Source organism: Mycobacterium sp. NGS27, from assembly GCF_059813005.1.
Window position 1 is genome coordinate 25,848 of record NZ_JCALDT010000007.1, and the last position, 20,549, is coordinate 46,396.

26 protein-coding genes and 1 pseudogene are annotated in these 20,549 nt (G+C 68.9%); 15 read left to right on the forward strand and 12 right to left on the reverse strand.

Features of this window, described 5'->3' with window-relative positions; genetic code table 11:
- The first annotated feature begins 47 nt into the window (after nucleotides 1-47).
- Genes AC5Y30_RS19150 through AC5Y30_RS19160 form a run of 3 tightly spaced genes read left to right on the forward strand, consistent with a single transcriptional unit; the run spans nucleotide 48 to nucleotide 1,393 of the window.
- Nucleotides 48-251, forward strand: a complete 204-nt coding sequence (locus AC5Y30_RS19150; protein ID WP_499920722.1) for an Rv3202a family protein — start codon at nucleotides 48-50, stop codon at nucleotides 249-251.
- A gap of 45 nt (nucleotides 252-296) precedes the next feature.
- Nucleotides 297-1,082, forward strand: coding sequence for an alpha/beta fold hydrolase (locus AC5Y30_RS19155; RefSeq protein WP_499920259.1), 786 nt, complete (start codon nucleotides 297-299; stop codon nucleotides 1,080-1,082).
- A 2-nt stretch (nucleotides 1,083-1,084) separates the two neighbouring features.
- A complete protein-coding gene (locus AC5Y30_RS19160) occupies nucleotides 1,085-1,393 on the forward strand; it encodes an MGMT family protein (protein ID WP_499920260.1) in 309 nt (102 codons plus the stop codon).
- Nucleotides 1,394-1,491: 98 nt separating this feature from the next.
- Here the strand turns inward: AC5Y30_RS19160 and AC5Y30_RS19165 are convergent, their stop codons facing one another.
- From AC5Y30_RS19165 to AC5Y30_RS19175, 3 genes are all read right to left on the reverse strand, one after another.
- Nucleotides 1,492-2,346 (reverse strand): TIGR02569 family protein, encoded by an 855-nt coding sequence (locus AC5Y30_RS19165; protein ID WP_499920261.1) that lies wholly within the window; start codon nucleotides 2,344-2,346, stop codon nucleotides 1,492-1,494.
- Nucleotides 2,347-2,381: 35 nt separating this feature from the next.
- Nucleotides 2,382-3,563 carry an adenylyltransferase/sulfurtransferase MoeZ gene (moeZ, locus tag AC5Y30_RS19170; protein ID WP_499920262.1) on the reverse strand — a complete coding sequence of 394 codons (1,182 nt, stop codon included), beginning with the start codon at nucleotides 3,561-3,563 and terminating at the stop codon, nucleotides 2,382-2,384.
- Between the two features lie 87 nt (nucleotides 3,564-3,650).
- Nucleotides 3,651-4,781: a DUF3152 domain-containing protein gene (locus AC5Y30_RS19175; RefSeq protein ID WP_499920263.1), complete on the reverse strand. Its 1,131-nt coding sequence runs from the start codon at nucleotides 4,779-4,781 to the stop codon at nucleotides 3,651-3,653.
- 91 nt (nucleotides 4,782-4,872) lie between these two features.
- On the opposite strand from AC5Y30_RS19175, the gene fasR reads away from it, so the two are divergent.
- A complete protein-coding gene (gene fasR, locus AC5Y30_RS19180; protein WP_499920264.1) occupies nucleotides 4,873-5,559 on the forward strand; it encodes an HTH-type transcriptional activator FasR in 687 nt (228 codons plus the stop codon).
- Nucleotides 5,560-5,561: 2 nt separating this feature from the next.
- Here fasR and AC5Y30_RS19185 read toward each other — a convergent pair whose 3' ends face one another.
- Complete coding sequence (locus AC5Y30_RS19185; protein ID WP_499920725.1) at nucleotides 5,562-5,816, reverse strand: DUF3107 domain-containing protein; 255 nt, start codon at nucleotides 5,814-5,816, stop codon at nucleotides 5,562-5,564.
- A 219-nt stretch (nucleotides 5,817-6,035) separates the two neighbouring features.
- Between AC5Y30_RS19185 and AC5Y30_RS19190 the strand changes: the two genes are divergently transcribed.
- Nucleotides 6,036-6,749, forward strand: coding sequence for an MmpS family transport accessory protein (locus AC5Y30_RS19190; RefSeq protein ID WP_499920265.1), 714 nt, complete (start codon nucleotides 6,036-6,038; stop codon nucleotides 6,747-6,749).
- Between the two features lie 21 nt (nucleotides 6,750-6,770).
- On the opposite strand, the gene AC5Y30_RS19195 is transcribed toward AC5Y30_RS19190, so the two are convergent.
- Nucleotides 6,771-7,490, reverse strand: a complete 720-nt coding sequence (locus AC5Y30_RS19195; RefSeq protein ID WP_499920266.1) for a ferritin-like fold-containing protein — start codon at nucleotides 7,488-7,490, stop codon at nucleotides 6,771-6,773.
- A 279-nt stretch (nucleotides 7,491-7,769) separates the two neighbouring features.
- On the opposite strand from AC5Y30_RS19195, the gene AC5Y30_RS19200 reads away from it, so the two are divergent.
- Both AC5Y30_RS19200 and AC5Y30_RS19205 read left to right on the forward strand, forming a co-directional pair.
- On the forward strand, nucleotides 7,770-9,320 hold the full coding sequence (locus tag AC5Y30_RS19200) for a DEAD/DEAH box helicase (protein ID WP_499920267.1): 1,551 nt from the start codon (nucleotides 7,770-7,772) through the stop codon (nucleotides 9,318-9,320).
- Nucleotides 9,321-9,336: 16 nt separating this feature from the next.
- On the forward strand, nucleotides 9,337-10,560 hold the full coding sequence (locus AC5Y30_RS19205) for an Rv3212 family protein (protein WP_499920268.1): 1,224 nt from the start codon (nucleotides 9,337-9,339) through the stop codon (nucleotides 10,558-10,560).
- Here the strand turns inward: AC5Y30_RS19205 and AC5Y30_RS19210 are convergent, their stop codons facing one another.
- Entirely contained in the window at nucleotides 10,561-11,364 is an 804-nt protein-coding gene (locus tag AC5Y30_RS19210) for a ParA family protein (RefSeq protein WP_499920269.1), read from the reverse strand. It abuts the gene before it with no gap.
- Between the two features lie 121 nt (nucleotides 11,365-11,485).
- Here AC5Y30_RS19210 and AC5Y30_RS19215 point away from each other — a divergent pair, with 121 nt between their 5' ends.
- The 3 genes from AC5Y30_RS19215 to AC5Y30_RS19225 are packed head-to-tail and all read left to right on the forward strand — an operon-like array spanning nucleotide 11,486 to nucleotide 13,649.
- Nucleotides 11,486-12,076: an acid phosphatase gene (locus AC5Y30_RS19215; protein ID WP_499920270.1), complete on the forward strand. Its 591-nt coding sequence runs from the start codon at nucleotides 11,486-11,488 to the stop codon at nucleotides 12,074-12,076.
- On the forward strand, nucleotides 12,073-13,170 hold the full coding sequence (locus AC5Y30_RS19220; RefSeq protein ID WP_499920271.1) for an isochorismate synthase: 1,098 nt from the start codon (nucleotides 12,073-12,075) through the stop codon (nucleotides 13,168-13,170). Before AC5Y30_RS19215 ends, AC5Y30_RS19220 begins: the two co-directional genes overlap by 4 nt.
- Nucleotides 13,167-13,649: a GNAT family N-acetyltransferase gene (locus AC5Y30_RS19225; RefSeq protein WP_499920273.1), complete on the forward strand. Its 483-nt coding sequence runs from the start codon at nucleotides 13,167-13,169 to the stop codon at nucleotides 13,647-13,649. The genes AC5Y30_RS19220 and AC5Y30_RS19225 overlap by 4 nt, the downstream gene beginning before the upstream one ends.
- On the opposite strand, the gene AC5Y30_RS19230 is transcribed toward AC5Y30_RS19225, so the two are convergent.
- Nucleotides 13,601-14,032 (reverse strand): hypothetical protein, encoded by a 432-nt coding sequence (locus tag AC5Y30_RS19230; protein WP_499920275.1) that lies wholly within the window; start codon nucleotides 14,030-14,032, stop codon nucleotides 13,601-13,603. The genes AC5Y30_RS19225 and AC5Y30_RS19230 overlap by 49 nt on opposite strands.
- Nucleotides 14,033-14,118: 86 nt before the next feature.
- Between AC5Y30_RS19230 and AC5Y30_RS19235 the strand changes: the two genes are divergently transcribed.
- Nucleotides 14,119-15,084 carry a diacylglycerol/lipid kinase family protein gene (locus AC5Y30_RS19235; RefSeq protein WP_499920277.1) on the forward strand — a complete coding sequence of 322 codons (966 nt, stop codon included), beginning with the start codon at nucleotides 14,119-14,121 and terminating at the stop codon, nucleotides 15,082-15,084.
- A 281-nt stretch (nucleotides 15,085-15,365) separates the two neighbouring features.
- Nucleotides 15,366-15,620, forward strand: a complete 255-nt coding sequence (gene whiB1, locus AC5Y30_RS19240) for a transcriptional regulator WhiB1 (RefSeq protein WP_003874607.1) — start codon at nucleotides 15,366-15,368, stop codon at nucleotides 15,618-15,620.
- Nucleotides 15,621-15,693: 73 nt separating this feature from the next.
- Here whiB1 and AC5Y30_RS19245 read toward each other — a convergent pair whose 3' ends face one another.
- Together AC5Y30_RS19245 and AC5Y30_RS19250 are read right to left on the reverse strand one after the other, a co-directional pair.
- Complete coding sequence (locus tag AC5Y30_RS19245) at nucleotides 15,694-17,193, reverse strand: sensor histidine kinase (protein ID WP_499920279.1); 1,500 nt, start codon at nucleotides 17,191-17,193, stop codon at nucleotides 15,694-15,696.
- Nucleotides 17,194-17,243: 50 nt separating this feature from the next.
- Nucleotides 17,244-17,459, reverse strand: coding sequence for a biotin/lipoyl-binding carrier protein (locus tag AC5Y30_RS19250; protein ID WP_007773063.1), 216 nt, complete (start codon nucleotides 17,457-17,459; stop codon nucleotides 17,244-17,246).
- Nucleotides 17,460-17,693: 234 nt separating this feature from the next.
- On the opposite strand from AC5Y30_RS19250, the gene AC5Y30_RS19255 reads away from it, so the two are divergent.
- Nucleotides 17,694-17,768 carry a 50S ribosomal protein bL37 gene (locus AC5Y30_RS19255; RefSeq protein ID WP_011728008.1) on the forward strand — a complete coding sequence of 25 codons (75 nt, stop codon included), beginning with the start codon at nucleotides 17,694-17,696 and terminating at the stop codon, nucleotides 17,766-17,768.
- A gap of 7 nt (nucleotides 17,769-17,775) precedes the next feature.
- Here the strand turns inward: AC5Y30_RS19255 and rsrA are convergent, their stop codons facing one another.
- Together rsrA and AC5Y30_RS19265 are read right to left on the reverse strand one after the other, a co-directional pair.
- Nucleotides 17,776-18,090 carry a mycothiol system anti-sigma-R factor gene (rsrA, locus tag AC5Y30_RS19260; protein ID WP_499920281.1) on the reverse strand — a complete coding sequence of 105 codons (315 nt, stop codon included), beginning with the start codon at nucleotides 18,088-18,090 and terminating at the stop codon, nucleotides 17,776-17,778.
- Nucleotides 18,087-18,749, reverse strand: coding sequence for a sigma-70 family RNA polymerase sigma factor (locus AC5Y30_RS19265; protein ID WP_499920728.1), 663 nt, complete (start codon nucleotides 18,747-18,749; stop codon nucleotides 18,087-18,089). The genes rsrA and AC5Y30_RS19265 overlap by 4 nt, the downstream gene beginning before the upstream one ends.
- 312 nt (nucleotides 18,750-19,061) lie before the next feature.
- Here AC5Y30_RS19265 and AC5Y30_RS19270 point away from each other — a divergent pair, with 312 nt between their 5' ends.
- Both AC5Y30_RS19270 and AC5Y30_RS19275 read left to right on the forward strand, forming a co-directional pair.
- Complete coding sequence (locus AC5Y30_RS19270; RefSeq protein WP_499920282.1) at nucleotides 19,062-19,910, forward strand: SDR family oxidoreductase; 849 nt, start codon at nucleotides 19,062-19,064, stop codon at nucleotides 19,908-19,910.
- A complete protein-coding gene (locus AC5Y30_RS19275) occupies nucleotides 19,876-20,400 on the forward strand; it encodes an aminoacyl-tRNA deacylase (RefSeq protein WP_499920284.1) in 525 nt (174 codons plus the stop codon). Before AC5Y30_RS19270 ends, AC5Y30_RS19275 begins: the two co-directional genes overlap by 35 nt.
- Here the strand turns inward: AC5Y30_RS19275 and AC5Y30_RS19280 are convergent.
- Nucleotides 20,387-20,518: pseudogene (locus AC5Y30_RS19280) on the reverse strand (theronine dehydrogenase); the annotation flags it as partial. The gene AC5Y30_RS19275 and the pseudogene AC5Y30_RS19280 overlap by 14 nt on opposite strands.
- Between the last annotated feature and the right edge of the window lie 31 nt (nucleotides 20,519-20,549).

Sequence of the window (20,549 nt, forward strand, 5' to 3'; positions counted from 1 at the left end):
CCCTGGAGCGGGAGCGAACGACGTCCGGAAGGAGGGGGTTGAAGACCATGCACGACGACGAACGCGGCTTTCCCATCGACGAGGCGCCGGAGGGCGACGCGGTCGAACAACGCCGGCCCGCGGATTCCGATGACGAGACCGGTCTGGACATCGACTACGTCGCGGCCGGGGACCGGGAGGCCAACGAGGCCGACGTGATCGAGCAGGCCTACATCGTCTCCACCGAGGACGACCGGGATGACGACCGGTGAGGACCGCCCGCCGCTCCCGATAGTGGCGGCTGGCACCATCGACGCGTGACCGCGAAGTTGCATGTGCACCGCTACGGCCCGTCCGGTCCCGCAGAGGTCCTGGCGTTGCATGGATTGACCGGCCACGGCCAGCGCTGGGGTCATCTGTCCGGCTTTCTGCCCGGGATCGGCATCGCCGCACCGGATCTGGTCGGCCACGGCCGGTCGTCGTGGGCCGCGCCGTGGACCATCGACGCCAATGTCGCGGCGTTGGCCGCGCTGCTCGACGAGCAGCCCGACACGCCCGTGGTGATCGTGGGTCACTCGTTCGGTGGCGGGCTGGCGATGCACCTGGCCGCGGCGCGGCCCGACCAGGTGGCGGGGCTGCTGCTGCTCGACCCGGCGGTGGGGCTGGATGGCGGCTGGATGCGCGAGATCGCCGAGGCGATGCTCTCCTCGCCCGACTATCCGGACGCCCGGGAGGCGCGGATGGAGAAGGTGCACGGCTCCTGGTCGGATGTGGAACCTGCCCTGCTCGACGTCGAGATCGACGAGCATCTGGTCACGCTGCCCGGCGGGCGCTACGGCTGGCGGGTCAGCCTGCCGGCGATGATGTCGTACTGGAGCGAGCTGGCCCGCGACGCGGTGCTGCCGCCGGCCAAGACCCCGACCGTTCTGGTGCGGGCCAAGCGGACCACCCCGCCCTATGTCACCGACGAACTGATCGACGGCCTGGCGCAACGGTTGGGATCGGATTTCCGGCTGCTGGATTTCGACTGCAACCACATGGTGCCCTACGCCAAGCCCGACGAAGTCGCCGCGCTGACCCGCGAGCTGTTGGAAGCCCGCTGACCGTGGCGCCGGTGACCGACGAGCAGGTGGAGCGGGTGCGTGCACTGGTCGCCGCGATCCCGTCCGGTCGGGTCGCCACTTACGGCGACATCGCTTCTGTCGCAGGTCTTTCCAGCCCGCGCATCGTCGGGTGGATCATGCGGACGGATTCCTCGGACCTGCCCTGGCACCGGGTGATCACCGCCTCCGGGCGCCCCGCACGCCACCTGACGACCCGGCAGCTGGAGTTGCTGCGCGCCGAAGGCGTGCTGGCGACCGACGGCAGAATCGCGCTGCACGAGGTTCGCTACGAGTTTGCCGACGGAACTTAGTGGCGATCGCCCGCGGGGCGGAGCCGGGCGCTGGGGGTACTCCCCTGCTCCGCGGGGACCCCACCCGCTTGCGGGGGACGGGTCGTCACGCGGCCAGGTCAGAGCACCAGCCGGACCAGCGCCGCGGTGCGGGCCAGGCCGGGGAACGCCTCGGCGGTGGACCGCGGGTGCAGCGCGTGAACCGCGAGGCGAAACATCAACGCCCGCAACAACATCTGCGGCCATTCCGGCAGGGCGTTCCAGCGTTCGATCAGGCCGTCGTCGGCCTCTCCCCAGGACAGCGCGTCGATGACGACCACGCCGGCCGCCCACGAGGCGGGCCGCCAGTACGGGGTGATGTCGGTGATTCCCGGCGCAGCGGTGCCCACGAAAAGCACTGTGCCGTAAAGGTCTCCGTGAACCAGCTGGTTGGGGCTCTTGGTCGGCTTGCGCAGGGTGGCCAGCTGGTGGATCAGCTCCACCGAGCGTTCGGCGTCCGCCGCCGGGGGAGCCACCCTTGCGCCCGGGGGCACCGCGGCCAACGGCCGTTCCTCCCAGGCCGCCCGATCGGCGGCGATGAAGATGTCGACGTCGCCCCACGGCGCGGCCGGCCCCTGGGTCAGAAAGCGGGGGCGGTCCAGTTTGCCCGTCGCCTCGTGCAGGCGTACCGCGGCGGAGACGACCTCGTCGTGGCGGGGCTCCGGCGTCCCGGCCACGAAGGTGTCCGCCCGCCACCCGGAAACGACGTAGCGCCCGTCGGTCGAACGGACCGGCCGGGCCAACCGGACGCCGTCGACGAACAGGGTTTCGCGGACCCGTGCCGACCAGGCCGCGCGCGCGTTGTCGGCCACCAGCGACAGGACCACTTCGCCGCACCGGAAGCCGCCCTCCCAGCTGGCACCCAGATAGACGGGTTTCACACCGGCCAAGCCGAACGCCGACAGCACATGATCCGGCGGTGGCTCGACTGTCACACCGGTACTCTAACGAGTCCAACAGGCGCAATCAGTCAGTACATGATCATGTCGGGTTGCATCTGCTGCGCCCATGCCACGATCCCGCCCTGCAGATGCACCGCATCGGCGAATCCGGCCTCGCGCAGCACCGCCAGCACCTGGGCCGAGCGCACCCCCGTTTTGCAATACAGCACCGGCGGGCGGTCCTGCGGCAGCTTTGCCAAACCCTCGCCGGAATTGATCGACGACTGCGGAATCAGCTGGGCCCCCTCGATGTGAACGATGTCGAACTCCACCGGCTCGCGCACGTCGATCAGGGCCAGCTTCTTGCCGGAATCCAGCCAGTCGCGCAACTCCCGTGGGGTGATGGCCGACGCGTCGTGCGCCGGGGGCTGCGGCGCCACACCGCACAACTGCTCGTAGTCGACGAGCTCGGTGATCTTCGGCCGGGACGCGTCCGACGGATCGCGGCGGATCGCGATGGTGCGGTAGGTCATCTCCAGCGCGTCATAGATCATCAACCGGCCCAGCAGCGAGTCGCCGATCCCGGTGATGAGTTTGATCACTTCGGTGCTCATCACCGAGGCGATGGAGGCGCAGACGATGCCCAGCACACCGCCCTCGGCGCAGGAGGGGACCGACCCGGGCGGCGGGGGCTCGGGATAGAGGTCGCGATAGTTGAGTCCGCGTCCGTCCGGCGCGTCCTCCCAGCACACCGAGACCTGGCCCTCGAAGCGGTAGATCGACCCCCACACGTAGGGCTTCTTCGCCAGCACCGCGGCGTCGTTGACCAGGTACCTGGTGGCGAAGTTGTCGGTGCCGTCCACGATCAGGTCGTAGCAGCCGAACAACTCGACCGCGTTGGTCGAGTCCAGGCGGAACTCGTGCAGCCGCACGTCGACGAGCGGGTTGATGGCGGCGATGGAGTCGCGCGCCGACTGGGCCTTCGACCGCCCGACGTCGGCAACCCCGTGGATGATTTGGCGATGCAGGTTCGACTCGTCGACCACATCGAAATCGACGATGCCGATCGTGCCCACGCCGGCGGCCGCCAGGTAGAGCAACGTCGGCGCGCCCAGCCCGCCCGCACCGATCACCAGGACCCGCGCGTTCTTGAGCCGCTTCTGCCCCTCCGGACCAAGGCCGGGAATGATCAGGTGACGGCTGTAGCGGGCCACCTCGTCGCCAGTCAGGTGAGCTGCGGGCGCCACCAAGGGCGGCAGCGGCGTCGACACTGCGAAACATCTCCTCGTCGGCCTAGTGGAATGCGTCTACCACCATCACAGCAGCCCGCCGAGGCCGCGGCAACGCGCTGAGGCGCGTCAGGCGATCGGGTACGGCCAGGGATTGAACCGGCAGGTCTTCCCGTCGGCCTTGACGACGTCGGGGTCGAACTGGGCGGCGTCGTTGTTCGACGTGGAGAACGTCTGCTGCATCATCACCGGGGCCAGGGCGCCCTGCTGCTCACACGCCTCGTGGTGCAGGTATCCGATGGCGTGGCCGACCTCGTGGTTGATCACGTATTGCCGGTAGGACCCGATGTCCCCTTCGAATGGCACGGCTCCCCGTATCCAGCGGGCCTCGTTGAGGAAGACCCGCGCCTCCCGGTTTGCGCCGAAAACCGGGTTGTAGCAAGAGGTTTCGAGACGGAACTCGTAGCCGCAGCCCTCGCGCACCGTGACAGGCGACACCAAGGAGATCCGAAAGTCGGGTTTGCCGTTGTCGATCCGGATGAACGCGAACTGCGGGTTGTGCGTCCAGCCCTTCGGATTGCCCAGCGTCTGCTCGACCATCTGGGCGAAGGCGTCGTCGCCGCCGAACATCGTCGGGTCGATGCCGTTCTCCACCTCGACGGTGTATCTGAACACCTTTGCGGTGCCCTGGCCGATCTGGGGCGTGGCGCCCGGCACCACGTGCCACGTCTTGTCGCCCGCTTCGGTGAACGGGCCGCCGTCGGGCAGGGTCCCGGCCGGCAGGTTGGCGTCGAACGCGGCGAGCCCGCGCGGCGGCGCGTCGATGATCGTGGTGCCCACCGCTCCGATCGCCGGCGGGCCCTGAATGGGACGGCTGGCGGTCGGCTCGGGCGCGCCGGTGCCGGTCACCGTCTGGTACAGGACCACCGCGGTGAGCACCACCAGCACGGGCAGGGCGTAGGCACGCCATCCATAGGTGGAGACGAACCGCCCCAGCCAGGTTTGTTTACGCCATTGCCGCGGCCGCTCGCGGTCGGCCCGGGCCCGCCCGGCTTCCCGCGCGAGTGGGTCGCGCAGCGCCCGCAGCGGCTCCCGCCACTCGTCGCGTAACACCGGCACGCGACCCGTGCTGCGCGGCGGCCGGGGCGAAGTCATTTCCCCAGGATTACACAGCCGCCGACCGGCGCCGTCCGTGGCGCGCCCGAATCCGCCGTCCGACACCGCTTCTGCCTGCGGCGACGACCGCGATGACGGTCGCATCGACTCCTCGGGTAGTAAGGTACCTTCCACGGGCTGCGAGCGGCTGACCCCGCCTTACCGGGCCGGCCGCCGACAATCAGATGAGGAATGGATGAGCGAACTCGCCAAGGTGCCGGCGCGCCGCGCCGTCAGAGCGGCTGACCGCGGTCGGCCGACAGACGGAGCTGCCGTTTCAAACCGGCGAGGCAACAGGTTGCCCCGCGACGAGCGGCGCGGCCAATTGCTCATCGTGGCCAGCGACGTGTTCGTCGACCGCGGCTACCACGCGGCCGGCATGGACGAGATCGCCGACCGCGCCGGAGTCAGCAAACCCGTTTTATATCAACACTTTTCGAGCAAGCTCGAGCTGTACCTGGCGGTGCTGGCGCGCCACGTGCACAATCTGGTCTCGGGTGTTCAAAACGCGCTGAGCACCACCACCGACAACCGGCGCCGACTGCACTCCGCGGTCCAGGCATTCTTCGATTTCATCGAACACGACAGCCAGGGTTACCGGCTGATCTTCGAGAACGACTACGTCACCGAACCCGAAGTGGCCGCCCAGGTTCGCGTGGCCACCGAATCCTGCATCGACGCGGTCTTCGCGTTGATCAGCGAGGATTCCGGGCTGGACCCGCACCGGGCCCGGATGATCGCCGTCGGTCTGGTCGGCATCAGCGTCGACTGCGCCAGGTATTGGCTGGACTCGGACCGCCCGATTTCCAAGGCGGACGCGGTCGACGGCACGGTCCAGTTCGCCTGGGGCGGGCTGTCACACGTGCCGCTCACCCGCTCCTAATATCACTTGCCGGCGTGTTTGCCGGTTTCGGCGCTGATCCCGAAGCCCACCCGGCGTGCGTCGGCGATGCCGATCTCGACGTAGGCGATTCTGGTGGTGTGAATCAGGAAGCGGCGGCCCCGCTCGTCGCTCAGGCGCAGCAGACCGGAGGCGTCGCTCAGCGCGGCGCTGACCAGTTCTTCGACCTCGGCGGGCGTCTGGGTGCTGGCCAGGACCAGCTCGCGCGGACTATCCGTGATACCGATCTTGACCTCCACGGTCACCCCTTCCATGGGTCTTGCAGCCTTGCGCAGGTGTTGCCGTCCCGGCCCTGTCAGCAGCAGGCTAGTGGACGCGGCTGAACCCCACCTCGCCGCGTCCCCACACTTCGCGGTCAGCGAAACCTTGGTCGCAGCCCGGTAACGATTCGCTTGCAGGTTGTCTCGGCCGCCCGCGCGCTACCCGATCCGTGCTTTCACATGGCTAACTTCGGCAACATGGGTACCACGTGGGCGCACCTTGACGACAGGATCCGGGATTACCCCGCGGACGAGCTCGACGAGCTCGACGACGCCGATCCCTACTTGAACGCCGATTACAACTGGACGGGCTGGCCGGCCGATTCGCGCTGGCGCCCCGCCACGGCGGTGCTGGGCGCGGTGGTCGCCCTGGGCGCCATCGCCACCGCGGTCATCATCAACAGCGGCGACAGCGCGTCCACCAAGGCCACGGTGGGCGCACCGGCTCCCCACCCGGTGACCTCGGCACCCGCGACGACGAAGGCATCCGCGGCACCCAGCGCCGCCCCGCGCCCGACCCAGTTACCGCCCGAGACCGTCACGACGGTGACCACCCCCAGCGCCGCGCCCAGCGCGCCGCCGGCGGTGGCGGCGCCAACGGTCGCGCCCCCGCTCGCGGCGGCGCCGCCGTCGGCCGCGCTCAACCCGCGCACCATCGTCTACAGCGTCAATGGAACCAAGCAGCTGCTGGACCTGGTGAACATCGTCTACACCGACGCGCGGGGCGTGCCGCAGACCGAGTTCAACGTGTCGCTGCCGTGGTCGAAGGTGGTGGTGCTGAACCCCGGCGTGGAAACCGAATCCGTCGTCGCGACCAGCTTCTACGGCCGGCTCAACTGCTCGGTATTCAACGCCGCCGGTCAGCGGATCATCGCGTCCAACACCTCGAACATGGCGACCTGCGCCGGCTGAGGCCAAACGGCCGAGCCGCGCTCAGCTCAGGCCAAGTTCGTGCATGCGACGCTCGTGCGTCTGCTGCATCCGGTCGAAGAACGCGTTGAGCTGGCCCAGCCCGCCGGCGCCCGACATCACCAGGTCGACCAGCTCGTCGTGGTCGGCCAGCAGGTACTGGGCCTGAGTGATCGCTTCGCCGAACAATCGGCGTGACCACAGCGCCAGCCGGCTACGTTGCTTGCCGCTGGCCGTCACCGCGGCGCGGACTTCGGCGACGACGAACTGCGAATGCCCGGTCTCCGACAGCGTCGCGCGAACCACGTCGGCGACCTCGGCGGGCAGTCCGTGGGCGATCTCCAGGTAGAGATCGGCCGCCAGGGCGTCGCCCACATACGTCTTGACCAAGGCCTCGAGCCACGTGCTGGGCATGGTCAGCCGGTGGTAGTTCTCGAGCGCCGAGACGTATTTGGACATCGCCGACACCACGTCCACGCCGCGGCTTTCCAGGGCGTCGCGCAGCTGCTCGTAGTGCTGCATCTCGGCGGCGGCCATGCTCGCCATCGATATCCGTCCGCGCAGGTCAGGGGCCATTCGAGCCTCGTCGGTGAGCCGATAGAACGCGGCGATCTCGCCGTAGGCCAGGACTGCGAACAGCTCGTTGACGCCCGGGTGATCGGCCGACAGCCGCGGGGCGGGCGAATCGTCGATGTTCTCGGCGGCCAGATCGGCTTGGGAGGGCTCGCAGGAGGGCCGGGTCATGGCAACACTGTAGTCGGCTGACCTAGCGCAAAATGGGAGCCGGCTGTCGACCAGCTATCATGTAGGTAGATGGCGGCTTTATTCATGCCGTATTTGTTTTTCAAGCCGCTATCGGCGAAATGTGCGTGCACAGCTGGCCCGCCCTAACTGGGCCATCCCAGACTGAGCCAGGGCCGGCGACTCGGCGACGAAATCGGAGTCGGAACTCGTGCGCGCGTGACCGCGACAGAGAAATACCGACACAAACCGATACGTCACCGAGAGGCTACCTACCCACGCATGACCGCACTCACCAGCACAACTGAACTGACCCCCCAACCCACATTTGCGCAACTCGGCGTCCGCGACGAAATCGTGCGCGCGCTCGCCGAAAAGGGGATCGAAACCCCTTTCGCCATTCAAGAACTGACCCTGCCGATGGCGCTCGCCGGCGACGACCTGATCGGGCAGGCCCGCACGGGCATGGGCAAGACGTTCGCATTCGGCGTGCCGCTGCTGCAGCGCATCACCGCCGGCACCGCCGCGCGGCCCCTCAACGGCACACCGCGGGCGCTGATCGTCGTGCCCACCCGCGAGCTGTGCCTGCAGGTCACCGATGACCTCACGCTCGCGGCCAAGCACCTGATCGCCGAGGGCGGCCGGCCGCTCTCGGTGGTCCCCATCTACGGCGGACGCCCCTACGAGCCGCAGATCGAGGCGCTGCGCGCCGGCGCCGACGTCGTGGTGGGCACGCCGGGCCGGCTGCTCGACCTGAGCCAGCAGAACCACCTGCAACTGGGCGGGCTGTCGGTGCTGGTGCTCGACGAGGCCGACGAGATGCTCGACCTGGGCTTCCTGCCCGACATCGAACGCATCCTGCGCCAAATCCCGACCGACCGGCAATCCATGCTGTTCTCGGCGACCATGCCGGACCCGATCATCACGCTGGCCCGCACCTTCATGAACCAGCCCACCCACATCCGGGCGGAAGCGCCGCACTCGGCGGCCACCCACGACACCACCGTTCAGTACGTCTACCGGGCCCACGCCCTGGACAAGGTGGAGCTGGTCAGCCGGGTGCTGCAGGCCGAGGGCCGCGGCGCGACGATGATCTTCACCCGCACCAAGCGCACCGCCCAAAAGGTGGCCGACGAGCTGGCCGAGCGCGGCTTCGCGGTGGGCGCGGTGCACGGCGACCTGGGCCAGGCGGCCCGCGAGAAGGCGCTGAAGGCCTTCCGCACCGGCGAGATCGACGTGCTGGTCGCCACCGACGTCGCCGCCCGCGGCATCGACATCGACGACATCACCCATGTCATCAACTACCAGATCCCCGAGGACGAACAGGCCTACGTGCACCGCATCGGCCGTACCGGCCGCGCAGGCAAGACCGGTATCGCGGTCACCCTGGTGGACTGGGACGAGCTACCCCGCTGGTCGCTGATCGACAAGGCGCTGGGGCTGGACTGCCCCGAGCCCGCCGAGACCTACTCCAATTCGCCGCACCTCCACGCCGAGATGGGCATCCCCGCCGAGGCCACCGGCACCGTGGGCGCGGCCCGCAAGCCGCAAGGCCAGCGCCGCGGCGGTGACCGCGACGGCAGGAAGCCGGAGCAGAAGTCGGAGCGGCCCGCGCGCCGCTCCGGCACCCGCCGGCGCACCCGGGGCGGCCAACCCGTCACCGCGCACCCGTCGGGCAACGGGGCCGCCAGCAGCAACGGCGAGGCCACCGCGGACACCGCGACCGCCTCGCCCCCGGGCAACGCGGGCTCCACCCGGCGCCGCCGCCGGCGTCGCAAGCCCGCCGAAGGGCAAGCCGCCACCGCGGCCGCGGCCGGCACGCAGAGCAACTAGAGGTTCGCGCCGACGCATGGTCAGACCCGAGCGCCGGACCACAGGCGACATCGTCGCCGCCGCGGCCATCGTGGTCGTCGTCGCCGCCATCGCGGCGCTGGTCTGGTGGAGCAGCGACGCCCGCGCCACCATCAGCCGGCCCGCGGCCTTTCCCGCACCCAACCCCACCCCGGCCCGTCAGGTGCCCGCCGGCCTGAAGCAGCTGTGGAGCGCCGCCAGCCCGGCCACCACCGCCCCGGTGGTAGCCGGCGGGGAGGTCGTCACCGCCGCCGGGCGCCAGATCGACGGGCGCGATCCCGATACCGGCCAGTCCCGCTGGAGCTACGCCCGCGACATCGACCTGTGCGGGGTCACCTGGCTGTACCGCTACGCCGTCGGCGTCTACCGCGACGAACGCGGCTGCGGCCAGGTGAGCACGCTCGACGGCGCCACCGGCCGTCGGGGGCCCGCCCGCAGCGGCTACGCCGACCCGAGGGTGCGGCTCTCCTCCGACGGCATGACGGTGTTGTCGGTCGGCGACACCCGGCTGGAGCTGTGGCGTTCAGACATGGTCCGGATGCTGGCCTACGGCGAGACCGACGCGCGGGTGAAGCCGTCGACGCGCGGACTGCACTCCGGATGCAAGCTGATCTCGGCCGCGGCCAGCTCGCAGGCGGTGTCGGTGCTGGAGAGCTGCGCGAATCAGGCCGACCTGCGGCTGGTGCTGCTGCGGCCGGGCAAGGACGACGACGAACCCCAGCAACACATCGTGGCCGAACCGGGGATCGCGCCGGATTCGGGCGCCCGGGTGCTGACCGTCGCGGAGAACACCACCGCGGTCTACCTGCCCGCGCCGCAACCTCGCGTCGACGTGATCGACCAAACCGGCGCCACCGTGTCCAGCACCCCGCTGCCCAAGCCGCCGTCGCGCTCGGCCGCGGTCTCGCACCCTGGCAGCCAGATCACCTGGTGGACCGGCGATTCGCTGATGGTCTTCGACGCGAACACGCTGGCGCTGCGCTACACCATCGCCGCGGGCGACAAGACGCCGCTGGGTCCCGGGGTGATGATGGCGGGCCGGCTGCTGGTGCCTCTCACCGACGCGATCGGGGTCTACGACCCGCTGAGCGGCGCCAACGAACGCTACATTCCGGTGGACCGGTCGACGAGCGCCCCGCCGCCGGGCAATCCGGTGTTCCCGGCCGTGATCGGGTCCCGGGTGCTCGAGCAGCGCGGTGACACCCTGGTCGCACTGGGCTAGTTAGACCTCGACGGCGAACGTCGGCAGCGGCTTGCCGCTCTTCCAATGCTTCAGCAACGCCGCCGCCAGATCGCCGTAGGCCACCGCGCCCTTGTTCTTGCGGCCGGCCATCACCGACGAGCCGGAGGCGCTGGCCTCGGCGAATCGCACGGTGCGGGGAATCGGCGGGGCCAGCACCGGCAGGTTGTACCGGTCGGCGACGTCGGCCAGGACGTCGCGGGTGTGGGTGGTGCGCGAGTCGTACAGCGTCGGCAGGGCGCCGAGCAGTCGCAGCTCCGGGTTGGTGATCTGCTGGACGTCGGAGACGGTACGCAGGAACTGGCCGACCCCGCGGTGCGCGAGGGTCTCGCACTGCAGCGGCACGATGACCTCGTCGGCGGCCGTCAGCCCGTTGAGGGTGAGCACGCCCAGCGACGGCGGGCAGTCGATGATCACCACGTCGAACTCGTCGCCGAGTTTGGCCAGGGCGCGCTTGAGCGCGTATTCGCGACCGGCCCGCATCAGCAGCATGGCCTCGGCGCCGGCCAGGTCGATGTTGGCCGGCAGTAGCGTCATCCCCTCCGCCGTCTCGACCAGCGCGGCGTTGGGTTCGACGTCGCCGAGCAGCACCTCGTGCACGGAGACCGGTAGCTTGTCCGGGTCTTGGCCCAACGAGAACGTCAGGCAGCCCTGCGGATCGAGGTCGACCAGCAGCACCCGTTTGTCCTCGTCCAGCATCGCCGCACCCAGCGACGCGACCGTGGTCGTCTTGGCGACACCCCCCTTTTGGTTGGCCACCGCCAATACCCGGGTCTTAGCAGCCATAGGCGCGGCTCTCCCCTCTGCGTAATCGCCATGCGCTCAACAACGCCCATCCTGGCACGTTCGCCCGCCGTGCGCTGCGGCCTGAGCAACCACCGCGCGTCGTCCGGCAGAATCGATCGATATGGGCTTGCACAACCACCGCCTGGTGCTGCTGCGTCACGGCGAGACCGAGTGGTCGAAGTCCGGCCAGCACACCGGCCGCACCGAGGTCGAGCTGACCGAGGCCGGCCGAACGCAGGCCGAGCTGGCCGGCGACGTACTCCGAGAACTCAAACTCGTTGATCCCCTGGTGATCAGCAGTCCGCGGCAGCGTTCCCTGACCACCGCGCAGCTGGCCGGGCTGTCCGTCGACGAAATGTCCGAGCTGCTGACCGAATGGGACTACGGCTCCTACGAGGGCCTGACCACGGAGCAGATCCACGAGACGGTGCCCGATTGGCTGGTGTGGACGCACGGCTGCCCGGGTGGTGAGACCGTCGAGCAGGTCAGCGAGCGCGCCGACGCGGCCGTCGCGACGGCGCTGGAGCACATGGAGGCGCGTGACGTCATCTTCGTCAGCCACGGCCACTTCTCCCGCGCGGTGATCACCCGCTGGGTAGAACTGCCGCTGGTCGAGGGCAGCCGCTTCGGCATGATCACCGCGTCGATCGCGGTCTGCGGGTTCGAGCACGGGGTACGGCAGCTGCGGGCGCTCGGATTGACCGGTCAGTGAGCAACCAACCGCCATTCGCGCTGTGCGGGCCGACCAGAACCCTGATTGCCGAAGGTGTGCGGCGCCGTTACGGCGAGGTGGGTGCGGCGCAGGCCGCGCTGCAATCGGGGGAAGCGCCGATTGTGTTGGGCGCGTTGCCTTTCGACGTCACCAGGCCGGCTGCGCTGTTGACGCCCGAGACGGTGGCCGCCACGAACGGACCCCCGGACTGGCCGCGCGACGGCCTGCCGCCGGTGCGGGTGGCCGAAGCCGTGCCGCCGCCGGTCGAATACCGCGACCGGATCCGCCGCTCCTGCGAGCAGCTCGCCGCGGCCGACAACCCGCTGGACAAGGTGGTACTGGCCCGCGCCCTGCGCCTGGTTGCCGATGCCCCGCTGGATGCGCGCGTGATCCTGCGCCGGCTCATTGCCGCGGACCCGGCGGCCTACGGCTACCTGGTCGACCTGACCGCCGCCGGCGGCGAGTACGCGGGCGCTGCCCTGGTGGGCGCCAGCCCCGAGGTGCTGGTGGCCCGCAGCGGTGGCCGCGTTGAATGCCGGCCGTTCGCCGGCTCGGCCCCGCGCGCCGCCGACCCGCGGACCGACGCCGAGAACGGCGCCGCGCTGGCCGCCTCGGCCAAGAACCGTCACGAGCACCAGCTGGTCATCGAATCCATCAGGACTGCCCTGGAGCCGCTGTGCGACGACCTGTCCATCGCCGCCGAACCACAGCTGAGCAACACCGCCACGGTCTGGCATCTGTGCACGCCGATCACCGGACGCTTGCGTGACACATCAAGCACCGCAATCGATTTGGCGTTGGCGCTGCACCCCACCCCCGCGGTCGGCGGGGTGCCGACCAAGGCGGCGATGCGGCTGATCACCGAACTGGAGGGCGACCGCGGGTTCTACGCCGGGGCGGTGGGGTGGTGCGACGCCCGCGGCGACGGCCGCTGGGTGGTGTCGCTGCGCTGCGCGCAGCTGTCGGCGGACCGGCGCAGCGCGCTGGCGCGGGCCGGCGGCGGTATCGTCGCCGAGTCCGATCCCGACGAGGAACTCGCCGAAACCACAACGAAATTCGGCACGATCCTCAACGCTCTGGGAGTTGAGCGATGAGCCACCACATCCGCCGCGCCGCGCCGCACGACGCCACCGCGATCACCGGCATGATCCACGCGTTAGCCGACTTCGAGCACGCCGCCGATCAGTGTACGGTGACCGAAACGCAAATCGCCGCAGCGCTTTTCGGTGACCCGCCGACCGTGTACGGCCACGTGGCCGAGGTGGACGGCGAGGTCGCGGCGATGGCGCTGTGGTTCCTCAACTACTCCACCTGGGACGGCGTCGCGGGCATCTATCTGGAAGACCTGTTCGTGCGGCCGGAGTTTCGCCGGCGTGGGCTGGCCCGCGCGCTGCTGGCCACGCTGGCCTCCGAATGCCTGCGGCGCGGATACACGCGGCTGTCCTGGGCGGTTCTCAACTGGAACGCCGACGCCATCACGCTCTACGACGGCATCGGCGGGGAGCCGCAGAACGAATGGACGACCTACCGGCTGTCCGGGGCGTCGTTGGCCGGCTTGGCGGAGTCGCCCTGATCGCCGGCGGCCCAGCGCACCGCGGCGGGACTGAACAGCAATCCCAGCACGATCAGCGCCACCGCGCCCGCCGGAATCCCGAATCCCGGCTGATGTGATCCGACCGCCAGGTACCACGCCACCGGCAACAACAACAGCTGGGTGATGACCGCCAACCCGCGGCCCCAGCGCTTGCCGAAAATCAGCGCGCGCCCCGCGGCGATCACCCCGGCGCCGACCAAGACGAACCAACCCGCCGTTGCCAGGCCGTTGACCACCTGCTGATCGGCTCCCGCGATGCCCCTGACCACCAACACCACCGCCACGATCAATGCCGCGATCCCCTGCAACACGACGATCAGGCCGGCGCGGCGAACGGCGATCGGGGCGGCTGGCGGCGTCACAGCGTCAGCGTAGCCAGGGCAGCCGCCCGGTCCCCGGCGGTTCCCCCACAGCGTGGCCTTAACCGGCCCGCCTAAGCTCGTGGCTCATGCGGGCCGTGCTGATCGTCAACCCCACAGCCACTTCCACCACCCCGGCCGGTCGCGACCTGCTGGCCCACGCGCTCAAGAGCCGCCTGCAGCTCACCGTCGAACACACCAACCACCGTGGTCACGGCACCGAGCTCGCGCAGAAGGCCGTCGCCGACGGGATCGATCTGGTGGTGGTGCACGGCGGCGACGGCACGGTGAGCGGGGTGGTCAACGGCCTGCTCGGCCGGCCGGGGCCGCTTCCGGGCGGACCGATACCCGCGGTTGCCGTGGTGCCCGGCGGTTCGGCGAACGTGCTGGCGCGGTCCCTGGGTATTTCCGCGGATCCGGTCGCGGCCACCAATCAGCTCATCCAGCTGCTCGACGACTACCAGCGGCGCCAAGCCTGGCGGCGGATCGGCCTGATCGACTGCGGCGAACGCTGGGCGGTGTTCAACACCGGCATGGGCGTCGATGCCGAGGTGGTGGCCGCGGTCGAGGCCGAACGGGACAAGGGCGGCAAGGTTTCGGCGTGGCGCTACATCCGCGCGGCGGTGCCCGCCGTGTGGGGCTACACGCGCCGCGAACCGATGCTGACGCTGGAACTTCCCGGCCGCGAACCCATCACCGGCGTCAGCTTCGCGTTCGTGTCGAACTCCAGCCCGTGGACCTTCGCCAACGAACGGCCGGTGTGGACCAATCCCGGCTGCAGCTTCGAGTCGGGCCTGGGGGTGTTCGCGCCTACCACCATGAAGACGATCCCCACCCTGCGAATCGTGCGGCAGATGTTCGCAAAACGGCCCAAGTTCGACTTCAAGCACCTCATTACCGAGGACGACCTGCCGTGCGTGCGAGTTACCTCGACCGCAGGCGCAGTGGCCTGCCAGTTCGACGGCGATTACCTCGGCGTGCGCGAAACCATGACTTTCAAGGCGGTCCCGGACGCGCTGGCGGTGGTTGCGCCACCTCAACAGAAATGGCGCTGACCTGCTCCGATAGCCGCCGAGGCGGCGTGCGAAGAGAAAATCACACCGAAGCAGCCCGCGGAGTGTAGTACAACGGAGTGAGGGCTTGGCGACTAGATGATCAAAGTGAGATAGCCCACGAGCGAACTCACGCTATTGACATCTGTTGAGCCTGTGAAACGATCAAAAGGTTGCATGCAGAAACTACGTAGGAGTCCGGACTCCTTTTCTTCTGCACGCGTTAAACAGCCGAAGAAAATGGCCGTGCGCCTTGCTGCGCACTCAGTGAGGAGTAAAGACGTATGGATTGGCGCCACAAGGCGGTCTGTCGTGACGAGGACCCGGAGCTGTTCTTCCCGGTAGGGAACAGCGGCCCGGCGCTCGCGCAGATCGCTGACGCGAAACTGGTCTGTAATCGGTGTCCGGTGACCACAGAGTGCCTTGGTTGGGCCCTGAACACTGGCCAGGACTCGGGCGTCTGGGGCGGCATGAGCGAAGACGAGCGGCGTGCGTTGAAGCGTCGCAACGCCCGGACGAAGGCCCGCAGCGGGGTTTAACCCACATAACGCAAATAGTGCGGCCTCGACGAAAGTCGGGGCCGCACCTTTGCGTGTAAGTCAGTGCGCACGCCTACAGCAGCAATCGGGTCCGCCGGCCGATGGGCACCCGTAGCACCACATCGGTGCCGCGGGCGGGCGCCTCACTCATGCCCAGCGTGCCGTCCAACTCGGCCGACACCAGCGTCCGCACGATCTGCAGACCGAGGCTGTCGGAGTTCTCCAGGCTGAATCCCTCCGGCAGGCCGCGTCCGTCGTCGTGCACCACGACGTCGAGCCAGCGGGCGGATCGCTCGGCGCGAATCGTCACCGAGCCCTCTTCGGCCGCTGGGTCAAAGGCGTGTTCGATCGCGTTCTGCACCAGTTCGGTGATCACCATGATCAGCGCGGTGGCCCGGTCGGAGTCCAGCACACCCAGGTCGCCGACCCGGTTGATGCGGATCGGCCGGTCCACCGACGCGACGTCGTTCATGATCGGCAGGATGCGGTCGATCACCTCGTCGAGGTTGACCTGCTCGTCCACCGACATCGACAGCGCGTCGTGCACCAACGCGATCGACGACACCCGCCGCACCGACTCGATCAGGGCCTCGCGCCCCTCGGCGTTGACGGTCCGGCGGGCCTGCAGGCGCAACAGCGCCGCCACGGTTTGCAGGTTGTTCTTGACCCGGTGGTGGATCTCCCGGATGGTGGCGTCCTTGGATATCAGGGCCCGGTCGCGACGCTTGACCTCGGTGACGTCGCGGATCAGCACCGCGGCACCGGCGCTGGCGCCGTCGACTATCAACGGCAGCGTGCGCAGCAGCACGGTGGCTCCGCCGGCGTCGACCTCCATGCGCATGCTGCGCCCGCCGGCCACCAGATCACTTACATGCTCGGCCACCTCCTGGGCCTCGAACGGGTCGGAGATCAGCGGGCGCGTGACCTCGATGAGGTTGCGCCCCTCCAGTTCGGTGGTCAGGCCCATCCGGTGGTAGGCGGACAGCGCGTTGGGACTCGCGTACGCGACGACGCCGTGCACGTCGAGGCGGATGAAGCCATCGCCCGCGCGCGGGGTCGAGCGCGACATCACCACGTCCCCGACGTCCGGAAAGGTTCCCTCGGCGAGCATGTGGACCAGGTCGGTGGCGCACTCCCGGTAGGCGATCTCCAGCTGACCGGACGTGCGGTCGGCGGCCAACGCGGTCTGATGGTGGGTGAGCACGGCCACCACCTTGCCGCCATAACGCACCGGAGACGCCTCGATGTGGGTGCCTGGCAACCACGAATCCTGTTGTCCGGCAACGTCGTTGCGCTGCGCGGTGCCCGACGCGAACGTCTCGGCCACGAGGGCCAATCGGTCGGATCCGACGGCGGTGCCTACCGCGTCGGTCTGCAGCGCCGTGGGCGCCGTGTTCGGCCGGCACTGCGCCACACAGACCAGCACGCCGTCGTCGCGCCGCACCCACATCAGGTAGTCGGCGAAGGAGAGGTCGGCCAGCAGCTGCCACTCCCCGACCACCGCGTGCAGGTGGTCCACCGCGTTGCCGGGCAACATGGTGTGTTCGGCGAGCAGGTCACCGAGAGTTGACATCGCTCACTCCCCGGGTCGTTCCCGGCGGTTGGTCGAGGGGGTCCGAAAGGCTAGCTGATCACCGCGATGAGGTCGCCGGCCTGAATCACGTCACCCACCGACACGCTGACCTTGCTGACCGTGCCGCCCACTTCGGCCAGGACGGGGATCTCCATCTTCATCGACTCCAACAGCACCACGATGTCGCCTTTGCCGATCTGGTCGCCCTCGTTCACAACGACTTCGAGCACGCTGGCCACGATCTCGGCGCGCACATCCTCCGCCATCTTCACCCCACTCGTCTCGGCCTTCGCGCAGGCTGGCTGCTGGTCATCACGGTTCTTTTCCGCCCATCAGGCTCGGATACATCGAACCACAGCGCCGGTCGGGGCCGCGGCGCACGGGGCCCGGAGGGGCCCCGCGAGGGCGAAGACACTGCATAGGACGTCCCGTGAGAGAATGGCCGTCAAGCCAACGGGCGCGGGGCGCCCAGTTTGACAGCAATCACGGAGGTTTTCACCATGGCCAAACGAGGCCGTAAGAAGCGCGACCGCAAGCACAGCAAGGCCAACCACGGCAAGCGCCCCAACGCCTAGAGCGACGCTACTGCGTGCCCCGAATGATCGTGGTGCGCCGGATCTCGAGGCGTAGCCGCTCGCGCAACCCCTCGGGGGCCTTCTCGCCCTTGCATTTGGTGGCGATCAACGCCTTGATCCGCTCTTCGAGCCCGTAGTGCTTGAAGCAGCCGGGGCATGCCTCGAGGTGCCGGCGCAGCTGTTCGCGGGTGTCCGGGCCGCATTCACCGTCGAGCAGCAGCCAGACCTGCCGGATGACCTCCGCGCAGCCGACGCTGCCGTGCGACTCGTCGTTGGGGCAGGCGTCGGGCGAGGCACCGCCCTGGCCGGAGAACTCGCTCATGACGACACCTCCTCGTGCGTCTGCTGACCGCGGTTGAAGCCCCGCTCCTTGGCAACGTCGGCCAACAGGCCACGCAACTGCCGGCGGCCGCGGTGCAGCCGTGACATTACCGTTCCGATCGGCGTATCCATGATCTCGGCGATTTCCTTATACGGGAAACCTTCGACGTCGGCGTAGTAGACCGCCATCCGAAATTCTTCCGGCAAAGCCGCCAGCGCGTCTTTGATCTCCGAGTCCGGCAGCGCCTCGAGTGCCTCCACCTCTGCTGAACGCAGCCCGGTGGACGAATGCTCGGCGTTGGAGGCCAGCTGCCAGTCGGTGATCTCCTCGGTCGGGTATTCCGCGGGTTGGCGCTGTTTCTTGCGATAGCTGTTGATGTAGGTGTTGGTCAGGATCCGGTACAGCCACGCCTTGAGATTGGTGCCGGCCCGGAACGACCGGAAGCCCGCATAGGCCTTGACCATAGTCTCTTGCAGCAGGTCTTCGGCGTCGGCGGGATTGCGCGTCATGCGCAGCGCGCCACCGTAGAGCTGGTCCAGCAGGGGGATAGCGTCGCGCTCGAACCGCGCCGTTAGCTCGGCGTCCGTCTCTTCGGGCGCTGCGGGCTCGGCAGTCTCGGGCCCCGTCGCACCATCGCGGCCATCTTCAGCATCGGCCATGTCGATCAACCCGGTCCCTTCTGCGGCGGTGTTGCCGGAGAGCACGGAAAGCGCCACCGGACTGGCAAGGAAGCCAGCCAACCGCTCCTCGCCTAACAGGCTCGTCGCCGTTGACACCACGCTGCTCCTCCCAATCTAAAGGCTGACCCCGACACCGTCCGTCCGGGCCTGCTCCACCGCATCTGAAACCGACTGGATCAACGCCTCGCACGACCTCGCTATTTCCGCAGCCCGATGTGGCGCGATACCGGTGCCTGCCGGCCCGATCGGACCCCGATCCCGGCGGTTCGGGCGTGGCGTTAGTGTGACGCCATGTCCCTGAACGGCAAGACCATGTTCATCTCCGGCGCCAGCCGCGGTATCGGCCTGGCGATCGCCAAGCGCGCCGCGCAGGACGGCGCCAACATCGCCCTGATCGCCAAGACGGCCGAGCCGCACCCGAAGCTGCCCGGAACGGTGTTCACGGCGGCCAAGGAACTCGAGGAAGCCGGTGGGCAGGCGCTGCCCATCGTCGGGGACGTCCGCGACCCGGAATCGGTCGAGGCGGCTGTGGCCAAGACCGTCGAGCAGTTCGGCGGCATCGACATCTGCGTCAACAACGCGTCGGCGATCAACCTGGGATCCATCTCCGAGGTGCCGATGAAGCGGTTCGACCTGATGAACGGCATCCAGGTGCGGGGCACGTACGCGGTCTCCCAAGCGTGCCTGCCCCACATGAAGGGCCGGGAGAACCCGCACATCCTGACGCTGTCCCCGCCGGTGCTGCTGGGCCAGGAGTGGCTGAAGCCGACGGCGTACATGATGGCCAAGTTCGGTATGACGTTGTGCGCGTTGGGCATCGCGCAGGAGATGCGCGAAGAGGGCATCGCGTCCAACACGTTGTGGCCGCGCACGCTGGTGGCCACCGCCGCGGTGCAGAACCTGCTCGGCGGCGACGAGGCGATGGGACGGGCCCGCAAGCCCGAGATCTACTCCGATGCGGCCTACGTCATCCTCAACAAGCCGGCCAAGGAGTTCACCGGCAACATGCTGCTGTGCGAGGACGTGCTGGTGGAATCCGGCGTCACGGACCTGTCCACCTACGACTGCATTCCCGGCTCGAAGCTCGGCGTCGACTTCTGGGTCGATGGCGTCAACCCGCCGGGGTACACGGGCCCGTAATAGCGTGGCCGCCACACCGGGCATTGCCGCGTTGGTGAAAGCCGGTGTGCCGCACGAAGTCCTGACGTTCGAGCACGACCGGCGGGAGCAGTCGTTCGGCGCGGAGGCGGTCAAAGCGCTCACCGAGGCAGCCGGCGTCGAACCCGGGCAGATATTCAAAACGCTGGTCGTCACGGTTCCGGGCGGGCTGGCGGTCGCGATCGTGCCGGCGAGCGCCCGGCTCTCGCTGAAGGCGGCGGCCACCGCGCTGGGGGTTGCCAAGGCATCCATGGCCGACGCCGCCGTCGCCGAGCGGGCGACCGGGTACGTGCTCGGTGCGGTGTCGCCGTTCGGTCAGCGCAAAAAGCTGCCGACCGTTGTCGATTCCGGTGCGCTGGCGTGGGATCGGGTGTTCTGCAGTGCCGGGCGCCGGGGCTGGGAGGTCGCGGTGGCGCCGCAGGATCTGGTCCGCCTCACCGGCGCGGTCACCGCCGACATCAGCAGAACGTGACGACGACCTTGTCGGCGGCCCCCGGAGTGTGGGCCAGCTCGAGCGCTTCGCCGACGTTGTCGAACGGGATCGTGTGGCTGACGATCAGGGCGTACTTCTCCCAGTTCGCGACGAGATCGATGTTCATCATGGGGCTCTGCGGCCCACCG

What these genes read in the sequence shown, in the direction of transcription:
- AC5Y30_RS19205 (WP_499920268.1), top strand. Translation starts at nt 9,337, where the DNA reads ATGGTCAGACCCGAGCGCCGGACCACAGGCGACATCGTCGCCGCCGCG.
- AC5Y30_RS19195 (WP_499920266.1), bottom strand. Translation starts at nt 7,490, where the DNA reads ATGACCCGGCCCTCCTGCGAGCCCTCCCAAGCCGATCTGGCCGCCGAG.
- AC5Y30_RS19275 (WP_499920284.1), top strand. Translation starts at nt 19,876, where the DNA reads ATGGCGTCAACCCGCCGGGGTACACGGGCCCGTAATAGCGTGGCCGCC.
- AC5Y30_RS19265 (WP_499920728.1), bottom strand. Translation starts at nt 18,749, where the DNA reads ATGGCCGATGCTGAAGATGGCCGCGATGGTGCGACGGGGCCCGAGACT.
- AC5Y30_RS19250 (WP_007773063.1), bottom strand. Translation starts at nt 17,459, where the DNA reads ATGGCGGAGGATGTGCGCGCCGAGATCGTGGCCAGCGTGCTCGAAGTC.
- AC5Y30_RS19200 (WP_499920267.1), top strand. Translation starts at nt 7,770, where the DNA reads ATGACCGCACTCACCAGCACAACTGAACTGACCCCCCAACCCACATTT.
- fasR (WP_499920264.1), top strand. Translation starts at nt 4,873, where the DNA reads ATGAGCGAACTCGCCAAGGTGCCGGCGCGCCGCGCCGTCAGAGCGGCT.
- rsrA (WP_499920281.1), bottom strand. Translation starts at nt 18,090, where the DNA reads ATGAGCGAGTTCTCCGGCCAGGGCGGTGCCTCGCCCGACGCCTGCCCC.
- whiB1 (WP_003874607.1), top strand. Translation starts at nt 15,366, where the DNA reads ATGGATTGGCGCCACAAGGCGGTCTGTCGTGACGAGGACCCGGAGCTG.
- AC5Y30_RS19175 (WP_499920263.1), bottom strand. Translation starts at nt 4,781, where the DNA reads ATGCGACCGTCATCGCGGTCGTCGCCGCAGGCAGAAGCGGTGTCGGAC.
- AC5Y30_RS19235 (WP_499920277.1), top strand. Translation starts at nt 14,119, where the DNA reads ATGCGGGCCGTGCTGATCGTCAACCCCACAGCCACTTCCACCACCCCG.
- AC5Y30_RS19150 (WP_499920722.1), top strand. Translation starts at nt 48, where the DNA reads ATGCACGACGACGAACGCGGCTTTCCCATCGACGAGGCGCCGGAGGGC.
- AC5Y30_RS19210 (WP_499920269.1), bottom strand. Translation starts at nt 11,364, where the DNA reads ATGGCTGCTAAGACCCGGGTATTGGCGGTGGCCAACCAAAAGGGGGGT.
- AC5Y30_RS19215 (WP_499920270.1), top strand. Translation starts at nt 11,486, where the DNA reads ATGGGCTTGCACAACCACCGCCTGGTGCTGCTGCGTCACGGCGAGACC.
- AC5Y30_RS19190 (WP_499920265.1), top strand. Translation starts at nt 6,036, where the DNA reads ATGGGTACCACGTGGGCGCACCTTGACGACAGGATCCGGGATTACCCC.
- AC5Y30_RS19245 (WP_499920279.1), bottom strand. Translation starts at nt 17,193, where the DNA reads ATGTCAACTCTCGGTGACCTGCTCGCCGAACACACCATGTTGCCCGGC.
- AC5Y30_RS19270 (WP_499920282.1), top strand. Translation starts at nt 19,062, where the DNA reads ATGTCCCTGAACGGCAAGACCATGTTCATCTCCGGCGCCAGCCGCGGT.
- AC5Y30_RS19225 (WP_499920273.1), top strand. Translation starts at nt 13,167, where the DNA reads ATGAGCCACCACATCCGCCGCGCCGCGCCGCACGACGCCACCGCGATC.